Here is a 16,661-nt window from a genome sequence, read left to right as displayed (position 1 = left end):
TTTAACGTAATACTAAGAAGTTCCTTTCAAATTGCCTAACAATTAGTTGGAAAGGCCTCACTCCCCACGAAAATGGACAACAGCTGTATACAATCTTTGACCGCTTTGTGGGTCGATGGCAACATGGTGTGACACGTGATGGACACGAAGCATGATCGCTTCGTTATCAGAGATTTTGTCTTCGATTTGTTTTTCAAGTTCGTTCATTGACGGGGCTTCAAAACATTCAACTTTATCTTTTAGTTTATCTGTATGTATAATCATCTTCTTTCTCCTTTCGACTGCAATTTCACGCAACAGTATACCATATCACACAAGGTGCGAGGAGGTTTAGAAGCACTTATGTTCTTTCAGTGGAGAAGTTGTTAGTGGAGAAGTGAAGCGTTGGTAGCAGAAACAAAAGAAGAACATGCTTAAATCCCTCCTCTCATTTTTTGGTTTGGTACGTTTAAACTTCTGAAACTATGTAGATAATTGTGTTTATTGTCTTGCCCAAGACTGTTCGTTTCGTTATGATGAATAAGAGTGAAAAAATGTCGTGAAATGTCACATAACAAGAAAGGGTAGTTTGGATGAGAGTCGGAATTATTGGTGCGATGGAAGAAGAAGTAGAATTACTTAAAAAGAAGATGGACCAACGTGAAGAACACGTGATTGCAGGATGTGAATTTTTCTTAGGAAAGTTGAATCAAGTTGAAGTCGTTTTGTCGAAATCGGGGATTGGTAAAGTGAATGCTGCGATTGGCACGACGCTAATGAACCAGTTGTTCCGCCCAGATGCAATTATTAACACTGGTTCTGCGGGAGGGTTTCATGAAAGCCTTTCTGTTGGTGATATCGTTATTTCCACTGAAGTACGTTACAATGACGTCGATGCAACCGTATTTGGTTATGAGTTTGGCCAAGTACCGCGCATGCCTGCTTTTTATGAGCCTGCAGAATGGCTAATCGAAATTGCCGATCAAGCGACAGAAGAAGTAGGCATTCATTCGGTTGAAGGATTGATCATTTCTGGTGATTCGTTTATGAGTGATCCAGAGCGAGTAGAGAATGTGCGTAAACGTTTCGAAGACCCTTATTGTGCGGAAATGGAAGCAGGAGCGATTGCACAAGTATGTCATCAATTTCAATGTCCATTTGTGATTATTCGCTCATTATCAGATATAGCTGGAAAAGACGCGAAAGTATCGTATGATGAATTTCTAGACACAGCTGCTGTTCATTCGGCAGAACTTGTTCTATCTATGCTCGAAGAATTAAGAAACCAACGTCAATAAGTTTCTTGGTTGGTGAAATATAACTCCTTTTGGTGATGATTACTAGGTCTTTCGCTTTAATAACCTGTTATAATAGATTTAAATTGAAAGCCGAAAAATCGAAGTTATCATCATCGTGGGGGAATGTATATGCATCAACAAAAATTGCAAGCGAAAATGAATGATTACTTTCGTTTCGCCTTTGTTCTACTCGCACTTACAGGGTTCATGGCTGTTGGCTTGATTATTCCTGATGCTGGTTTAAGTACGGGACAATACCCAGTGTTCATAGCGCTCATTATAGGAAGCCTTGTCACATCCGTGTATTTTCATGCTAAAGCGATTCGTTTGCGATCAAAAATAAACAAAGACGAATCAGAACATTTATAAGTATCACGCGATCGAATCCTCTAGGATTCGATCTTTTTAATGAACTAATGGTCGTTGTCTTCTTCTAGCAAGATATCCTCTATAAAATGTTTTAAAATCCGTGCCGTTAATCCCCAGATTACACGACCCTTATATTCATAAAAATGCTCCTCAACGACGCCGTTACGCCATGGGTATTCTTCACCTTGTGGAATGAGGTGATATGGGAATGACTCCTCTGGCTCAACGCGTAAATAAATGTGATGTGTTTTCGGTTCTAACTCAACCAATTCATCAAGTGGAATCGAAAAAGTTTCTGCCACTTCATTTGGATTAATATTTAACGATTCATTTTCTGGAATCGTACCAACATAAGGGCTCAGGATCGTACGGTATGGTGTAATCATATAATCTAGCGCTCCGTAAACTTCAAGTTTATCCATCGAAACACCGAGCTCTTCAGAACATTCACGCATTGCAGCTGTTTGTTCATCACGGTCTGTCTTATCGACTTTACCGCCTGGAAAACAAATTTCTCCTGGTTGTGTAATGTTGGATGACCGGACCTCGAAAAGAATATGTCTTTTCCCATGGTAAGAAGTGAGTGGTAAAAAAATCGCAAATGAAGTATACATATCAATGTCCATGATCTTTGGTGTGTAATTGTTCAGTTTATGTTTGAGCGTTGAATCGTTCACAGGAAGGTCTCCTTTCTGTTTCATATCTGTCACTTCTACTATACCAAATATCGGTTTACACGCCGAGGAAAGTGAATATAAAATAAGTATTGAACACTGAATATGTGAAAGTGATCACGATAGGAGGTGGAAACGTGAAGTTGAAAGTGCTAAAGCCAATTTTCGCGGATACTGCAAGTACACTCGTTAATACGGCTAGTCAGTACCCTGAAACGATTCTTTTAAAAAAAGAGCACTGGGTCATTGATGCGAAAAGTCTATTAGGTGTATTGGCGCTTGCTTTGCAACCTGCGCAAATCATCGAAGTGACGACTGATGATGGTGAGCCTGAATCGTTTGTGGAAGAGGTTGTTAAAACAGGAATCTTTGAAAAAGTAGAGTAATATGAGCAGAAAGGCCAAATCCATAATTAGTGGATCTGGCCTTTTTTGGGGTGGATTCAAAATAACATGAGATCATTTTGAATTGTTGGGGACATGGGATGCAATTAGTCTATAAATATTGATCGAACCAATCGATGATGTAATCTAACCGTTGGTAACGATAACTCGGTTTCCCGCTGCGTGACAATTCATGATTTGAATCAGGGAAGCGAATGAAACGTGTCTCTTTTTTGCGGTGTTTTAAAGCGACATAAAGTTGCTCTGCTTGTTCAACAGGACAGCGAAAGTCACGTTCTCCGTGAATGATAAGTAGCGGTGTTTCAATATTGTTGACGTATTTTAACGGAGAATGTTTCCATAAACGGTCAGGGTCGTTCAATAAGTCGGTGCCGATTTCCCAGTCCGTAAAGAAATAGCCAATGTCACTTACACCATAGAAACTGATCCAGTTAGATATTGAACGAAGTGTAACAGCTGCTTTAAAACGGTCCGTATGGGCGACCATCCAGTTTGTCATAAATCCACCGTAACTCCCCCCAGTAACACCGAGTCGCTTTGAGTCGATAAATGGGAACTGTTCAAGTGCTTGGTCTACAGATGCCATTAAATCCCGGTAATCACCACCTCCGTAATCGCCACGGCACGCGTCAACGAACGATTGTCCATAACCATGGCTACCACGAGGGTTCATCATGAGAACGACATAACCAGACGCGGCAAATCTTTGCGCTTGATGGAAAAAGGTGTTTGCAAACATCGCATGAGGGCCACCGTGAATATCAAGAATCATCGGGTACTTATTGTTGGCATCAAAGCCGTACGGTTTATAAAGCCACCCGTGAATTTTCCAGCCATCTTCAGCTATGAATTCAACTTCTTCAGGTGCTTGTATTGATACCGCATGATGGAGATCTTCATTTACGTTTGTGATTTGTTCACCCCTGTCGCTATTTGTAAGAGGCGTAATGAAAAGGTCTCCAGGGTTTGTTGGTGTACTAAAGGCGATGACGGCTTTGTTTTGTGATGGAACAATCGAATATCCATACACGTGACCTTTTTCGGAAAATATCGCGTTGACTTCACGGTCAAGTGACACGCGGTAAAGAGAAGTATTCCCTTTGTAGCTGACAGATGCAAAAATATGTTTGTCATCGTTACTCCAGACAGGACCAGGGTTAGGGTGACCAGAGCGCATGTCTCCAATCGCGCAATCGGGCATTTGGCCATCCCAATCGTTGTTTAAAACTGAAAGTTCCCTTGTTGCGATGTTGACCGTCCACAGTCGGGTAAGCGTAGCACCTGCATATTGAAGTTCATGACCAAAGTAAGCGATCATTTCACCGTTGTTTGAAAAAACAGGGGCCGAAAAAACGCCTTGTCCATCTGTCAAACGCACTTCTTTTTTCGTTTTAACATCAAGGATGTAAAGGTCGCTAATTAGTTGGTCATCTTGGTCTGGTAATTTGTTTGCTGAATAAGCAATCTGCTTACTGTCTGGTGACCAGCTACCTGGTTCGTGGTTGGCTGCTTCATTGGTTAAGACAGTCGTTTCTTCGCTGTGTATGTTGACGACAGCGAGCTGTTTCCATTTATCATCAAGAAAACCCGTTGAACTAGGGTCTGCTTTATATTTTAAACGATCAACGATGAGTGGTGCCTTTTCATCAGGTAATTCTTCTTCGCCTTCGTTTGTACTAATGTTTTCATCGCCGCTGGTGAGCTTTGTTGTAAATAATATTTGCTCGCTATCTGGTGACCAAACTGGTTGTCCTGCACCGTGTTTGGCGTTAGTAATAGCACGAGACTCACCACCATCAAGTGGAATGAGGAAGATTTGTGGGAGATCGTCTTGATTTGCAACAAATGCGATGTACTTACTATCAGGAGAAAAACGTGGAGTTTGTACGTTTTGGTGCTGATACGTAAATTTTTGTGCATTTTCTGTACCATCTGTAGATTGGACGAAAAGTTGTGCTTCGTATTCGTCGTTGTCGTTGATTGTTTGTTGTACATAGGCAACCTTTGTTCCGTCTGGTGAAAGCTGAGGTTCGTTTATAACATGGATGTTCCGAAGGTCGCGTGTTTCAATCGGTCGTTTTTTGCTCAAGAAATCGTCCTCCTCATCATGATCATTTGTCAAATATGTAAAAGGGTAATTACTTCGTAACCCTAAGTATAAATAACGAGTCCAACTCATTCAATATATTTTCCGATAAATCTATAGAAATGATGTAACAAAAAAGAATTTGTACCCTATTTCTATGCTTGCTAAAATGTATATACAAATTCCTGTGTTTTAAACATCGATTTGTTCGATTAGGAAAAGTATGAGTAAGTGGACGTGTCCATGTACATACATAAAATGAAAGCGTCGTTTATCAAATTTATCCTCGTAGTTTTAATGATAGCAATGGTGATGGCATTGGTGACATTCCTGGGATTATCGAAAAGCTTGATTACTTAAAACAACTAGGCATCGATATTATATGGTTGTCTCCTGTGTATCAATCTCCAAATGATGATAATGGCTATGACATTAGTGATTATCAAGATATCATGGACGAATTCGGCACGATGGATGATTGGGAACATTTACTTGCGGAAGTACACAAGCGTGGGATGCGTTTAGTGATGGACCTCGTCGTCAATCATACGTCTGATGAGCATGCTTGGTTTGTTGAATCGCGCAAATCAAAGGACAACCCTTACCGCGATTACTACATATGGCGCGCGCCAAAAGAAGATGGAAGTGAGCCGAACAATTGGGCATCTTCATTTAGTGGTTCTGCGTGGCAGTATGACGATATGACAGGGGAGTATTACTTACATTTATTTTCGAAAAAACAACCAGACTTGAACTGGGAAAATCCAACAGTCCGTGAAGAAGTGTACAATATGATGCGCTGGTGGCTCGATAAAGGAATTGATGGGTTTCGCATGGATGTGATTAATTTTATCTCAAAGCATCCTGATTTGCCGGATGGAAAGATAAAAGAAGGGAAAAAGCATGCTTCAGGTTCTGCATATTTTAGAAATGGACCGCGTATCCACGAATTTTTGCAAGAAATGAACGAAAAAGCACTTGATGATTATGACGTGATGACTGTCGGTGAGATGCCAGGAGTGACACCTGACTGGGCACAAGAATATACAGATCCCAAAAATAATGAATTGAATATGGTGTTTCAATTTGAACATGTCGACCTTGATTCAGGATCAGGGGGGAAATGGGACCTACGTCAGCTTCAACTTACGGATTTAAAAGAAAACTTGTCAAAATGGCAATATGCGTTGCAAGATGTAGGTTGGAACAGTTTGTATATGAATAATCACGATCAACCGCGGATGGTGTCCCGATTTGGAAACGATGGTCAGTATCGCGAGAAGTCAGCGAAGATGTTGGCGACGTTGTTACATATGATGAAAGGAACGCCTTACATTTATCAAGGGGAAGAATTCGGGATGACGAATGTCCAGTTTGAAGATATTCATGATTATCGTGACATCGAAACCTTAAACATGTATAAGGAAAAGCGTGAAGAAGGTGTACCGCACGAAGAAATTATGCAAAGTATTTATGTGAAAGGGCGCGATAACGCGCGTACGCCCGTACAATGGAATGACCGTGAACATGCTGGTTTTACAACGGGGACGCCTTGGATCCGTGTGAACCCAAATTACCGTGAGATCAATGCCGAAGCGGCGCTAAACGATCCTCAGTCAATTTTTCATTATTATCGTCAATTAATTGATATCCGCCGTAGGGAAGATGTTGTCGTTTATGGTGATTATGAATTATTAATGGCTGATGATGAAGAAGTTTTTGCCTATACACGCACACTTAACGAGGCGACATTGCTTGTGATTTGTAACTTTTATGATGGGGCTCCGACTTTCAAGCTGCCAAAAACGTTACATGATCATAAGAAGCACTTGTTAATTACCAACGATGAAATAGGCGATGAACTCAGTGAAGAATTAACCCTTCGTCCTTATGAAGCGCGCGTTTATAAACTGACACGATAAAAAAAGACTCCTATGGTGGAGTCGCAGGCTGTTGAGAAAGTCTTCTCAACAGCCAATTTTTTATATAATGGGAATATTTCTTGTTTACTTATGGTTTGAGTTTGTCTAGGCGAGATTCATCATCCAAAGGTTCGCCTGTTTCTTTCCATTCCCATTCATCAAGAATGACGGCTTCTAAGTGGGCAAATCCATCAGCTGCTTCAGTGTCGTACTCACTGACAATATAGAAAAAGTAATCTTCATACTCGCCAAGTGTCACACTTCCATATGGTTCTTCAGAAAGTTTGTATCGTTCTAAAGCCCAATCAGGTAAGTCGTCCGTTTCCGCTTCCTCACTGTTATTGTAAGCAGTATGAATTTCTTCATAATACGCCATAGCTTCTTCATCAGATACACCTTCTTTAAAAAAGACAATATCCATTGAAATATATTCAAATCCATCAGGTCCTAGTTGAACGCCTCTTATGATATCCGATTCTGACTGTTCTTTTATCCAATCTTCGCGGATATACGTCGTAAATGGTAAGTCTGCTTTGTTAAGTAGTTGATATGTATCTTCTTGTTCCATTCCTTCTGGGTATGTTGTGATCTCTTTCGTTTGCGGACGGTCGACCTTAGTATCAGTAGCTGAATCAGAATCTGTCGTTTCCTCATTTATGTCCTCATCTTCTTGTTGAAGCTCTTCTTCTGTGTCTCCATTGTCAAGGTCATTTGTATCATTAGGTGTGCACCCTAGTAATGTTGTAAAGGTTGTAATCGCAAGGATGCTTTTGATCACATTCATGTTCAAAACGTTCACTCCTTTCAATATATAAGTATCAGTTATATATTACCCAATTTGTCATAGGTTCATGCACAATTTTAGACGTCATTTATATGTTTTTGTCACATTTGCTAGACTTTAGAGGATTGATCTTTTTCTTTTGTAATCGTGTAACAAAATAAGGTGAAATGGATGCTGTTTAATAACATTTTTTTAGAGAAGTAGGTAATTATATGATTGTACGAATTAGATTTCAATGGAGGAAGGTTTATGTCAATGGAATATAACATGAGGCTAACGGCATCAGAAATTGCTCAACTTTGGACGGTTTACATGAATGAAAGTTTGTCGATTTGTTTTCTTAAGTACTTTTTGAACCATGTAGAAGATAGAGAAATTCAACCAGTTATTGAACATAGCTTAGAATTGTCACAATCCCATATACCTAAAATCACTGAACTTTTTGAAGGTGAAGGTTACCCGATACCGATTGGATTTAAAGAAGGACAGGATGTAGATGTTCATGCACCACGGTTGTATTCAGACACGTATATGCTTAGTTTTATAAAGTTTATGTCTGAATTCGCAATGAACATTTGTAGCCAAGCAGTAGCTACTGCCGCCCGAAAAGATGCATACGAGTTCTTTTCAAATTGTTTATCAGAGTCAAACAAGTTGCATAACATGGCTCGTCAAGTTTTACTTTCAAAAGGACTGTATATTCGTCCTCCATACCTTCCTGTCCCAGAAAAACCTGACTTTGTGAAAAAACAAAGCTTTTTAGCTGACTGGTTTGCTGAAAAAAGACCTTTAACTGGACTAGAAATCTCCGATCTTTATGGTAATATCCAACGGAATTCATTAGGTGAAGCGACAATGATTGGCTTTATGCAAACAGCGAAGTCACAACACGTGCAGCAATTTTTGGGAAGGGGTAAAGAAATTTCAAAAAAACATATTGAAATTTTCAGCTCGGTTATGAGACAAAATGACCTTCCTGCACCAATGACATGGGATACAGAAGTGTCTGATAGTAAAACGCCTGTTTTTTCCGAAAAGATCATGATGTTTCTAACAACCGCTCTTATTTCTGCGAGCATCGGTTATTATGGCAAGGGTATGGCTAACAGTTTTCGCCATGGTCTTGGTGTCCACTATACTCGTTTAAGCGCAGAGATTGCTCACTATGCTGAAGACGGCGCCAACATTATGATTGATAACGGTTGGCTTGAGGAACCGCCAAAATCTGCAAACCGTAGTGAAATATCAAAAGAGTAGTGTGATCGAATGAAAAAGGACAAAAGAATAGAAGTTGTACTATGGAGTGTTGCTCTTCCAGGGGTGGGGCAGTTTTTAAATAATAAATATTTCAAAGGTGCTGTGATTATTTTCTTGGAGTTTTTGATTAACGTCCAAGCGCGTTTAAACGAAGTGATCTTACCGAGTTTTCATGGCGATATACACAAAGCCATTGCTGGAGCGGATTACCATTGGCTTATGTTCTATCCTTGTTTTTATATGTTTTCAATTTACGATGCATATAAAGATGCTGGAGGTGGGAAAACAGAACCGTTCGCATACCTTCCGTTTGTTGTATCAGCTTTTGTAGGAACTGTGGGAGTGGTCTACTCACCGATTTTTAACATAAATGGTTACTATTTTGGTGGGGTATGGTTACCAATTATATTTCACATCATTGGTTTTTTCACAGGTTTGCTCTTTAAACGCCGGTTATTGAACATATATCCATAACAATCAAAACATATAACATAGAAGACAGAAGGGTACAAAAAAGTTTAATCGGATCATAAAAGATCTAACTTTTTTCTAATGGGTTTACTTGAGAGGTGCAAACAATCAGATGATAAAGGAAAACGCATGGATTTTACACTGGAAACCCATGCGTTTTTTTGTCGCTATATCAACGTTTTATTAACGAAATAGTCGTGAAATCTTTTTGACATTGACTGTATAAGGAGTATTCGGACAGATTGAGTAGAAAAAGGAGTAAACCTGTCCGAAAGTGAGCGTTGTTCGGACAGATTGAGTAGAAAAAGAAGTAAACTTGTCCGAAAGTGAGCGTTCTTGTCCAAAAAAAACGAGTAAGTTGAAACGGATGATATGTGTTTTCTAATGAAATTTGGCCTGTGATTTACGTATTTGCATCTCAGAAGTAAATACGTTAACTTTTCCACGTTATATGGAAATGGTTTCGGAGAATACTGGTGTACCAATTGGTAATGAAGTATATACTGACGGGTTGGTGAAGACAGTACCGGCGCTGAATCCTTTATCGATATGATCGAACAAAACGTTGAGGCATTTGCTGAAGGGTTAAAAGAATAGAATAATGGGTAAAGGTGAGAAAATCATATGTGATTCTCTCACTTTTTTTATTGTCACGTTCATTTTGATTTTAGGCATTCATGACACATGAAACAAAGAGGTGGTTTTACTTTGGAGGAAATGAAAGATATGGTGAAAGAAGTGATTGTCGCCGTATTACCGATGGTCGGGGTTGTCGTGTTATTACAATTTACGATCATTTGGATGCCCTTTGAGATGTTTGTACAGTTTTTAATCGGTGCGTTCATGGTGAGTGTAGGGTTAATTTTGTTTTTGCTCGGTGTTCACATTGGTTTGCTCCCAATTGGTGAGATGATTGGTTCAAATTTGCCGAAGTCGGCGAAATTTTCAGTTGTGATATTCGTTGGTTTCCTATTAGGATTTGTCGTCACTGTGGCGGAACCGGATGTTCGCGTGCTGTCATCACAAGTTGACCAAGTATCCCAAGGTGTTATTTCAAATCAAGTACTCGTGCTTTCGGTTGCGCTCGGTGTAGCTGTCTTTGTCGCAATTGCGATGATAAGATCCATTTTTCATTTTTCTTTAAGGTGGATCTTAGTCGGAAGTTACATGCTCGTTTTTACCTTAGCTGCATTCACCCCCCGACATTTTGTGCCGATTTCATTTGATGCAGGTGGCGTGACAACAGGGCCTCTTACTGTTCCGTTTATTCTTGCTTTAGGGGTTGGTTTAGCTTCTGTTCTTAAAGGGAGTAAACAATCTGCTGATGGCTTTGGGATCGTCGCGTTAGCATCTATAGGCCCGATATTAGCGGTAATGGTTCTTGGAGTGATTTATCAATGAACATCCAAGTATTCCATGGGTTTACAGACATTTTACTTGAAGTGACATTTGCATTGATCCCGCTTTTATTGTTTTTTATCATCTTTCAGTTTGCTTTTTTAAAACTACCGAAAGAAAAAGTAGTCAATATTTTTAAAGGGATGGGGTTAGCGTTTATCGGTTTGGCTTTATTCTTACAAGGTGTTCACGTCGGTTTTTTCCCAGCAGGTGAGGCGATGGGAGAAATTCTTGGCGGTTTATCTTTTCAATGGGTCGCAATACCGGTTGGCTTTATTTTAGGGTTTGTGGCGACATTTGCTGAACCTGCTGTACGCATATTAAACCATGAAGTGGAAAAAGTATCCGGTGGTTATATATCTGAGCGTGTTATGCTCTATACCTTATCAATTGGAGTGGCGATTTCAATCGCTTTATCTATGGTCAGGATTCTCGTTGGTTTTCCACTTTGGTATTTGATCATACCTGGTTACTTAATAGCGGTGATCCTTATTTGGTTTTCAGCTAATACATTCGTCGCGATTGCTTTTGATTCGGGTGGTGTGGCAACGGGACCAATGACTGTCACGTTTGTCATGGCAGTTTGCGTAGGTGTTGCAACAGTCATTGAAGGACGCGATCCCTTATTGGATGGTTTTGGTATGATCGCAATGGTGGCACTGACACCGATCCTAACAGTTCTTGTTCTTGGACTACTTTATCGTCGAAAGGAGAAAGACAATGAGCGTGATGTTGAAAGAAGATCATAAATGTATCATTACAATCGTCAAAAAGTCGCTCGCAAAAAAAGTGATCCAGGCGACGAAGTCCGTAGGTGCGGAAGGTGGAACGGTCATCTTTGGGAAAGGGATTGGCATTCATGAAAAAAAATCATTCTTAGGTATTCCAATTGAGCATGAAAAAGAAGTGATCATTACCCTTGTCGAAGAAACGTTGCTTGAAACAGTCATTTATGAAATTACAAGAGCGGCCCAATTAAATAAGCCCCAAACAGGGATGGGGGTTGTCATCGATGTGTCGAAAATTGGCGGGGTTGCCCATCGCTTTGGAGATAAAGTGGAGCATGTGAGTCGGAAGGGAGAAGATAACGCGATGACTGATAAAGAAGTTCAGTACGACTTAATCGTAACAATTGTCAATAAAGGTGATGCAGATAAAGTTGTAGATGCATCGACAGCAGCTGGTGCAGAAGGTGGTACAATTATCAATGGTCGCGGAACTGGCATCCATGAAAACGCCAAACTTTTCACGATTCCGATTGAACCAGAAAAGGATATTGTTCTCACATTAATTAATCGCAAGCAAACGGATCGAGTGATGAAACGAATTATGGTTGATGCGGAGTTGAATAAGCCAGGAGAAGGGGTCGCTTTTGTTTTAGATGTTGAACGGACGATCGGGATCAATCATGTTCTAAATGATATGATGAAAGATGAATTCGACAATCGGGCATAATATTTGCGGAAAATATGACAAGGTTGGTATGATCATATCAACGATAAAAAAGAGGTGAAAACGCAAATGAATATCACAGACCAAGCGAAAGCTTTCCTACAAGAAGTGATGCAGGAAAATGGAGCTGAAAACATCAAAGTCATTTTTTCTGGTATGGGCTGAGGTGGCCCCCAAATGGGTTTGGCTCTGGAAGAGCCAGCAGAAGAAGATATCGTTGAAACAATCAATGGTATTAAAGTAGCTTTTGAAAAAGCCGTTTATTCACAAACAGAAGGTTTAACACTTGAAGCGCAAGATACCCCACAAGGAAAAGGGTTGGTCATGCAAGGCTCAGGTAGTGACTGTTGCTAAGATAAAGTTAAGGTTTTGTCCCTCTAATCATTGATTAGAGGGATTTTTTACGCTAGAAGAAATGTTTTCCTTTAGGATTTTTTACAAAAAAACTAGGATTTTCCCTCTCGATTTATCGAACGCTTTGTATATTTACAGTGAGTAAGTTGCAGTATCGTTTCAAATTGATGATGAATAGTGTAGCTATAAAAAGGGGGAGAAAAAGGATCGTATATCGTTGTTTCAAAAAGGGAGGGAAGGTGCTTGGTGGAAGATGTTCGTGATGAAATGCCAGGTGGAGAAAGCGAGAGAAGTGTAGACCAGATCGAATTTGTCGTTCGCCATCACACAGCTAGTGAAAATGATGATGCACATTCGGTTGCACGGCATCATACTGAAGTAAATGGATGGCGTACAGCTGGTTATCACGAAATCATTCTTCGTGATGGAACAATACAATTGATGTATGACCCTGAAGTCATTTCGAATGGCGTCGGAGGCCACAATACATCAACATATCACATTAGTTTGGTTGGTGCTGGTTCGTTTACCGAAGCACAAGAAGAGAGTTGGCGTGAGCGAGCACAATACAACCTTGACCATTTAGGATTAGGGATTAATGATGTTCGTGGTCATCAGGAGTTTTCAGGTCACAGAGGCAATGAGTGCCCTGGTAGAGATATGGATGCGGTTCGTGAGGAGTTAGAAGCGTATATGGACGACCAAAATGATGAGAGTGATGACGAAAATGCTGAGGATAATGGTGGAAATGAGGAGGATGATGATACATTGGAATTGAGTGATTGGCAATGGGATATGCTTGAAGAACATGTCGAAGCACTAGAAGATGAAGGTCATTTAGATGAAGGGCGATGGAGTCCGCTCGTTCGTGAACGTGATTTGACCGTTTCGGAACTTAGTTGGCTTGCTTTTATTACGATGAGTCGTCAACTTCAAGATGAAGTAGAATAGTTGGCGTTGATCTGTGTTACAGGTTTCCTCTGTAGCACAGTTTTTTTGATTAAAAAAGTAACACCGTAGTGATTTCATGAAGTTAGGTAGTAAATCGGTGTATCTGAAAGAAAATGGGAGAATACCCCTTATGACAAACGCTTACATCCCGTTTTAACATTTTGGAAACAGGTGTTAAAATCAATAAAGTCTTGACGCCTTTTTACCTATTTAATTATTTATATAGATATTTAAAAAAGAAAGTAGAGGTAGTAGTAGTATGATTTTAGCATTATTAAAGAAACATTGGTTATCAAACGTGAAAGGAGATGTCATGGCAGGAATCGTTGTCGCTTTGGCGTTGATTCCAGAAGCGATTGCCTTTTCAATCATCGCTGGTGTCGATCCGATGGTTGGTTTGTATGCGTCGTTCTGTATTTCTGTCATTATCGCGATTGCTGGGGGAAGACCGGGAATGATTTCCGGTTCGACCGGGGCGATGGCACTCTTAATGGTCACACTTGTTGCTGAACATGGACTTGAATACTTACTTGCGGCAACGATTTTAACAGGTGTATTGCAAGTACTAGCTGGTGTAACAAAGCTTGCTCGTTTTATGAAGTTCGTCCCACGTTCTGTAATGGTCGGGTTTGTCAATGCACTGGCGATTTTGATCTTTATGAGTCAACTTGATCACTTTGAAAATGCAACTTGGGCAATGTACGCACTTGTTGCCGTGACGCTCGCAATAATTTACCTTTTTCCGAAAGTCTCGAAGACGGTTCCTTCAACCCTAGTTGCGATTATTGTTGTTACAGGAATCGTTTTGATCACAAATGCTGGGGTATACTCTGTTGGTGATATGGGGGCACTCCCTAATACGCTACCAGTATTTGCGCTTCCAGATATTCCGTTAACACTTGAGACGTTGATGATCATTTTGCCTTACTCATTAACTCTTACGATGGTCGGTTTGCTTGAATCATTGCTAACCGCTGCAATTGTTGATGACATGACGGATACGGATAGTGATAAAAATCGCGAGAGTACGGGGCAAGGTGTCGCGAACATGGTGACAGGTTGTTTCGGTGGTATGGCAGGTTGTGCAATGATTGGTCAATCAGTGATTAACGTAAAAAGTGGAGGTCGTGGTCGTTTATCTTCCCTTGTTGCAGGGGTTGTGCTGATGTTCTTTATCCTTGTATTAGGTGACCTTGTTGTACAAATTCCAGTTGCTGCTTTAGCTGGCGTGATGATTATGGTTTCGATTGGTACATTTGACTGGCATTCTTTAGCAACGATTCACAAGGTACCACGCACAGATGCGACCGTGATGCTCGTGACCGTTGGTACGGTTGTTGTGACGCATGACTTAGCGATCGGTGTGTTAGCAGGTGTTGTCTTAAGTGCCATTTTCTTCGTTGCAAAAATTTCTCACGTTCGTGTGAAAGCGTCCCTTGAAGACAATGGGAAGACGAAACGCTACCGTGTATCAGGTCCGCTCTTTTTCGCAGCATGTGAATCTTTCCAAAAAAGTTTTGGTTTAGTCGAAGATGAAGTTGAGAAGGTCATTATTGACTTTAGTGCTTCACAATTGTGGGATGACTCGGCAGTTGCTGCGATCGAAAAAGTGATGATGAAATATAAGCAGCGAGATATTGAAGTCGAGGTGACTGGTTTAAACGAACATAGCTCATCCTTAGCGAAGCAAATGAAGCTAGGAGACAATCCGAATATGTCAGCGCATTAAGCCGTTTTGCTTCGAAAAATAGATGCATGTGTGAATTAGTTAAAACAGAAAACATTTCACATTTCACCTTGTACGATTTAAAATAAAAGTAGAGTTTGTTGAAAGGTGGAAGGAGACGAAACAATGTTTAAGCATGTATTATTAGCAGCTGATGGATCGGACCATTCCTTGAGAGCGACAGAAAAAGCAATTGGGTTAATCTCTACACAGGACGATTCATTTATGACCGTGTTTTATGCCGTAGATACGCAAACAGCAAAGACAGATGTGTTGCATCATTATGATGGTGATATGTTGAAAGAAGAGCGAAAAAAACGTCTTGCTGGTGTTGAAGAAATGCTTCAAAAAGCAAACGTCAACTATGAAATTGTCGAGCGTCACGGCGAACCAGGACCGGCGATCGTTCAGTTCGCTAACGAGAGTGAATTTGATGCCGTTGTCGTTGGAAGCCGTGGTCTTAACGGATTTCAAGAAATGGTGCTTGGAAGCGTAAGTCATAAAGTGGCTAAAAGAGTGGAAGCACCAGTTATGATCGTAAAATAAACGAAAAAAGAACACCCGAAATGGGGGTGTTCTTTTTTTCGTTCATTTTTTGAAAGAAAGTAAGCCTTGCGAGGTGATGGCTAATATCGGTAGTTCAAGTAAAGGTCCTATAACGAGTGTTAATGCGATGAGCGGTTCATGTGGAAAGGCTGTCAGTGCAATCGCTAAAGCGATCGGTGAATTTCTAGCAAGTGTCGTTAAACTTAAACTCGTCCGTTCTGCATAAGCGAACTTCATTCGATGTCCTATAATCTGACTTATGATAAAGTTAATGATAAAAAATAATATAATTGGCAATAAGATATCGCCGATTAATTCAACGTTTGCGATTAATACCTGTCCTTGAGAGGCGAACATTGCTGCAATGGCGAGACAAAGAAATACTATTGGCACGTTTGCAGACATGGATAACAGATTTTCATGTAACATTGGTTTGCCTTTGAGCAAAGCTTTGCTGATAAGAGATAAAATAAACGGTGTCAATAATACGAGAACGATACTTTCAAGTAAAAAAGAGAACTCGATCATATCATGGGTCCCGGCAAAAACGAATAAGTAAACAGGCATTAAAATTAGTTGTAGTATGAGGTTTAACGGTAAAATGGCCGTTGATAAAGCGACGTTACCTCGTGCAATTTTCGTGAAAATTAAGTACCAATCTGTACAAGGTGTAACCATTAACATGATAAAGCCGATGTAAAGGGCTGAATTGTCACCTAAAAAGGAAAGCGCTAGTAACCACGCTAGTAATGGTACCCATACAAAGTTAATAATGATAGATGAGAGCGTGAAGCGAATGTTTTTGAAAGCATTTTGAATATCTTTTAACGGAATTTGTAAAAATGTCACGTATAACATAGCGATAAGTAATGGTGGGATGATTGACTCTGCATGCACCTGGATAAGTTCAAACTGCCCAAAGGCGATGCCCATGATCACTGATAAAAAAATAAGTAGTGTATATGTTTTTTCGAGTAACGACAATTTTGT

General features: G+C 40.2%; 18 protein-coding genes. 13 read left to right on the top strand and 5 right to left on the bottom strand.

Going from position 1 to position 16,661, the window contains the following annotated elements; genetic code table 11:
• Nucleotides 1-57 precede the first annotated feature (57 nt).
• Entirely contained in the window at nucleotides 58-264 is a 207-nt protein-coding gene (locus HNQ41_RS10850) for a DUF2536 family protein (RefSeq protein ID WP_184664451.1), read from the bottom strand.
• A gap of 308 nt (nucleotides 265-572) precedes the next feature.
• On the opposite strand from HNQ41_RS10850, the gene mtnN reads away from it, so the two are divergent.
• On the top strand, nucleotides 573-1,277 hold the full coding sequence (mtnN, locus tag HNQ41_RS10845; RefSeq protein WP_184664450.1) for a 5'-methylthioadenosine/S-adenosylhomocysteine nucleosidase: 705 nt from the start codon (nucleotides 573-575) through the stop codon (nucleotides 1,275-1,277).
• A gap of 129 nt (nucleotides 1,278-1,406) precedes the next feature.
• Nucleotides 1,407-1,646: a YrhC family protein gene (locus HNQ41_RS10840; RefSeq protein ID WP_184664449.1), complete on the top strand. Its 240-nt coding sequence runs from the start codon at nucleotides 1,407-1,409 to the stop codon at nucleotides 1,644-1,646.
• Between the two features lie 44 nt (nucleotides 1,647-1,690).
• Here HNQ41_RS10840 and HNQ41_RS10835 read toward each other — a convergent pair whose 3' ends face one another.
• A complete protein-coding gene (locus tag HNQ41_RS10835; protein ID WP_184664448.1) occupies nucleotides 1,691-2,347 on the bottom strand; it encodes an NUDIX hydrolase in 657 nt (218 codons plus the stop codon).
• Between the two features lie 110 nt (nucleotides 2,348-2,457).
• On the opposite strand from HNQ41_RS10835, the gene HNQ41_RS10830 reads away from it, so the two are divergent.
• The gene (locus HNQ41_RS10830; protein WP_184664447.1) at nucleotides 2,458-2,706 is read left to right on the top strand and encodes an HPr family phosphocarrier protein; all 249 of its coding nucleotides are present in this window, start codon (nucleotides 2,458-2,460) and stop codon (nucleotides 2,704-2,706) included.
• Nucleotides 2,707-2,815: 109 nt separating this feature from the next.
• On the opposite strand, the gene HNQ41_RS10825 is transcribed toward HNQ41_RS10830, so the two are convergent.
• Entirely contained in the window at nucleotides 2,816-4,813 is a 1,998-nt protein-coding gene (locus HNQ41_RS10825) for a S9 family peptidase (RefSeq protein ID WP_246421627.1), read from the bottom strand.
• A 275-nt stretch (nucleotides 4,814-5,088) separates the two neighbouring features.
• Between HNQ41_RS10825 and HNQ41_RS10820 the strand changes: the two genes are divergently transcribed.
• The gene (locus HNQ41_RS10820) at nucleotides 5,089-6,732 is read left to right on the top strand and encodes a glycoside hydrolase family 13 protein (protein ID WP_184664487.1); all 1,644 of its coding nucleotides are present in this window, start codon (nucleotides 5,089-5,091) and stop codon (nucleotides 6,730-6,732) included.
• 88 nt (nucleotides 6,733-6,820) lie between these two features.
• On the opposite strand, the gene HNQ41_RS10815 is transcribed toward HNQ41_RS10820, so the two are convergent.
• Nucleotides 6,821-7,516, bottom strand: a complete 696-nt coding sequence (locus tag HNQ41_RS10815) for a hypothetical protein (RefSeq protein WP_184664445.1) — start codon at nucleotides 7,514-7,516, stop codon at nucleotides 6,821-6,823.
• 249 nt (nucleotides 7,517-7,765) lie between these two features.
• Between HNQ41_RS10815 and HNQ41_RS10810 the strand changes: the two genes are divergently transcribed.
• From HNQ41_RS10810 to HNQ41_RS10770, 9 genes are all read left to right on the top strand, one after another.
• Nucleotides 7,766-8,773 carry a DUF3231 family protein gene (locus HNQ41_RS10810; protein ID WP_184664444.1) on the top strand — a complete coding sequence of 336 codons (1,008 nt, stop codon included), beginning with the start codon at nucleotides 7,766-7,768 and terminating at the stop codon, nucleotides 8,771-8,773.
• A gap of 9 nt (nucleotides 8,774-8,782) precedes the next feature.
• Nucleotides 8,783-9,247 (top strand): hypothetical protein, encoded by a 465-nt coding sequence (locus HNQ41_RS10805; RefSeq protein WP_184664443.1) that lies wholly within the window; start codon nucleotides 8,783-8,785, stop codon nucleotides 9,245-9,247.
• A gap of 705 nt (nucleotides 9,248-9,952) precedes the next feature.
• Nucleotides 9,953-10,645 (top strand): DUF1538 domain-containing protein, encoded by a 693-nt coding sequence (locus HNQ41_RS10800; RefSeq protein WP_184664442.1) that lies wholly within the window; start codon nucleotides 9,953-9,955, stop codon nucleotides 10,643-10,645.
• On the top strand, nucleotides 10,642-11,391 hold the full coding sequence (locus tag HNQ41_RS10795) for a DUF1538 domain-containing protein (protein WP_184664441.1): 750 nt from the start codon (nucleotides 10,642-10,644) through the stop codon (nucleotides 11,389-11,391). Before HNQ41_RS10800 ends, HNQ41_RS10795 begins: the two co-directional genes overlap by 4 nt.
• The gene (locus HNQ41_RS10790) at nucleotides 11,363-12,097 is read left to right on the top strand and encodes a P-II family nitrogen regulator (RefSeq protein WP_184664440.1); all 735 of its coding nucleotides are present in this window, start codon (nucleotides 11,363-11,365) and stop codon (nucleotides 12,095-12,097) included. Before HNQ41_RS10795 ends, HNQ41_RS10790 begins: the two co-directional genes overlap by 29 nt.
• A gap of 66 nt (nucleotides 12,098-12,163) precedes the next feature.
• Nucleotides 12,164-12,448: an adhesin gene (locus tag HNQ41_RS16930; protein WP_184664439.1), complete on the top strand. Its 285-nt coding sequence runs from the start codon at nucleotides 12,164-12,166 to the stop codon at nucleotides 12,446-12,448.
• Nucleotides 12,449-12,694: 246 nt separating this feature from the next.
• A complete protein-coding gene (locus HNQ41_RS10780) occupies nucleotides 12,695-13,399 on the top strand; it encodes a peptidoglycan recognition protein family protein (protein ID WP_343043358.1) in 705 nt (234 codons plus the stop codon).
• Nucleotides 13,400-13,658: 259 nt separating this feature from the next.
• The gene (locus HNQ41_RS10775) at nucleotides 13,659-15,128 is read left to right on the top strand and encodes a SulP family inorganic anion transporter (RefSeq protein WP_184664437.1); all 1,470 of its coding nucleotides are present in this window, start codon (nucleotides 13,659-13,661) and stop codon (nucleotides 15,126-15,128) included.
• Nucleotides 15,129-15,251: 123 nt separating this feature from the next.
• Complete coding sequence (locus HNQ41_RS10770; RefSeq protein ID WP_184664436.1) at nucleotides 15,252-15,671, top strand: universal stress protein; 420 nt, start codon at nucleotides 15,252-15,254, stop codon at nucleotides 15,669-15,671.
• 42 nt (nucleotides 15,672-15,713) lie between these two features.
• Here HNQ41_RS10770 and HNQ41_RS10765 read toward each other — a convergent pair whose 3' ends face one another.
• Nucleotides 15,714-16,655, bottom strand: coding sequence for an arsenic resistance protein (locus HNQ41_RS10765; protein WP_184664435.1), 942 nt, complete (start codon nucleotides 16,653-16,655; stop codon nucleotides 15,714-15,716).
• Between the last annotated feature and the right edge of the window lie 6 nt (nucleotides 16,656-16,661).

This window comes from Texcoconibacillus texcoconensis (genome assembly GCF_014202575.1).
GTDB classification, from domain to species: Bacteria; Bacillota; Bacilli; order Bacillales; family Salisediminibacteriaceae; genus Texcoconibacillus; species Texcoconibacillus texcoconensis.
Note: the sequence above shows the minus strand (reverse complement) of the source record. Positions and strands in the feature narration are given on the sequence as shown.

Bases quoted from the DNA above. Each gene is read 5' to 3' on its own strand.
- mtnN (WP_184664450.1), top strand. From the start codon at position 573: ATGAGAGTCGGAATTATTGGTGCGATGGAAGAAGAAGTAGAATTACTT.
- HNQ41_RS10810 (WP_184664444.1), top strand. From the start codon at position 7,766: ATGTCAATGGAATATAACATGAGGCTAACGGCATCAGAAATTGCTCAA.
- HNQ41_RS10795 (WP_184664441.1), top strand. From the start codon at position 10,642: ATGAACATCCAAGTATTCCATGGGTTTACAGACATTTTACTTGAAGTG.
- HNQ41_RS10775 (WP_184664437.1), top strand. From the start codon at position 13,659: ATGATTTTAGCATTATTAAAGAAACATTGGTTATCAAACGTGAAAGGA.
- HNQ41_RS10770 (WP_184664436.1), top strand. From the start codon at position 15,252: ATGTTTAAGCATGTATTATTAGCAGCTGATGGATCGGACCATTCCTTG.
- HNQ41_RS10790 (WP_184664440.1), top strand. From the start codon at position 11,363: ATGAGCGTGATGTTGAAAGAAGATCATAAATGTATCATTACAATCGTC.
- HNQ41_RS10850 (WP_184664451.1), bottom strand. From the start codon at position 264: ATGATTATACATACAGATAAACTAAAAGATAAAGTTGAATGTTTTGAA.
- HNQ41_RS10815 (WP_184664445.1), bottom strand. From the start codon at position 7,516: ATGAATGTGATCAAAAGCATCCTTGCGATTACAACCTTTACAACATTA.
- HNQ41_RS10805 (WP_184664443.1), top strand. From the start codon at position 8,783: ATGAAAAAGGACAAAAGAATAGAAGTTGTACTATGGAGTGTTGCTCTT.
- HNQ41_RS10835 (WP_184664448.1), bottom strand. From the start codon at position 2,347: ATGAAACAGAAAGGAGACCTTCCTGTGAACGATTCAACGCTCAAACAT.
- HNQ41_RS10840 (WP_184664449.1), top strand. From the start codon at position 1,407: ATGCATCAACAAAAATTGCAAGCGAAAATGAATGATTACTTTCGTTTC.